Source organism: Rhodococcus sp. R1101 (assembly GCF_000278445.1).
Taxonomy (GTDB): Bacteria; Actinomycetota; Actinomycetes; order Mycobacteriales; family Mycobacteriaceae; genus Rhodococcus; species Rhodococcus gordoniae.
In genome coordinates, this window is the sequence record NZ_AJVB01000741.1 from 1 (window position 1) to 1,229 (window position 1,229).

The 1,229-nt window shown below is 66.6% G+C and carries 1 protein-coding gene; it reads left to right on the forward strand.

Annotated elements, in window-relative coordinates; genetic code table 11:
- Window positions 1-86 precede the first annotated feature (86 nt).
- A partial coding sequence (gene carB / locus R1101_RS0123780; protein ID WP_016935660.1) for a carbamoyl-phosphate synthase large subunit occupies window positions 87-1,229 on the forward strand: 1,143 nt, incomplete at its 3' end.

Here is a 1,229-nt window from a genome sequence, read left to right on the forward strand (position 1 = left end):
ACCACCCCGAGGCGGCGGCCGGTCCCCACGATGCCGTCGACCTGTTCGATCGTTTCACCCGCCTGCTCGAGGGAGAGAAGAACTAAATGCCACGCCGTACCGATCTCTCCCACGTCCTGGTCATCGGGTCCGGCCCGATCGTCATCGGGCAGGCCTGCGAATTCGACTATTCGGGCACCCAGGCGTGCCGGGTGCTCCGCGAGGAGGGCCTGCGGGTCTCCCTCGTGAACTCGAACCCGGCCACGATCATGACCGATCCCGAGTTCGCCGATGCGACCTATATCGAGCCGATCACCGCCGACTACGTCGAGAAGGTCATCGCGACCGAACAGGCCAACGGCACGCCTATCGACGCAGTGCTCGCGACCCTCGGTGGCCAGACCGCACTCAACACCGCCGTCGCGCTGTCCGAGCGCGGCATCCTCGACAAGTACGGCGTCGAACTCATCGGCGCCGACTTCGACGCCATCCAGCGCGGCGAGGACCGGCAGAAGTTCAAGGACATCGTCACCAAGTGCGGCGGCGAATCCGCCCGCTCGGCCGTCTGCTACACGATGGACGAGGTCCGTGCGACCGTCGCCGAGCTCGGCTTCCCCGTCGTGGTGCGACCCTCCTTCACCATGGGCGGCCTCGGCTCCGGCATGGCCTACGACGACGCCGACCTCGAGCGCATCGCCGGCGGTGGCCTCGCGGCCTCGCCCACCGCGAACGTGCTCATCGAGGAATCCATCCTCGGCTGGAAGGAATACGAGCTCGAACTCATGCGCGACGGTGCCGACAACGTCGTTATCGTCTGCTCGATCGAGAACGTCGACCCGGTCGGTGTGCACACCGGCGACTCGGTGACCGTCGCCCCCGCGATGACGCTCACCGACCGCGAGTACCAGCAGATGCGCGACCTCTCGATCGCCATCCTGCGCGAGGTCGGTGTCGACACCGGCGGCTGCAACATCCAGTTCGCGATGGATCCGCGCGACGGCCGGCTCGTCGTCATCGAGATGAACCCGCGCGTGTCGCGGTCGTCGGCGCTCGCGTCGAAGGCCACCGGCTACCCGATCGCGAAGATGGCCGCCAAGCTCGCCATCGGCTACACCCTCGACGAGATCGTCAACGACATCACCAAGGAAACTCCGGCCTGCTTCGAACCGAGCCTCGACTACGTCGTGGTCAAGGCCCCGCGGTTCGCGTTCGAGAAGTTCCCCGGTGACCGGGTCGACGTTCTCGATCGA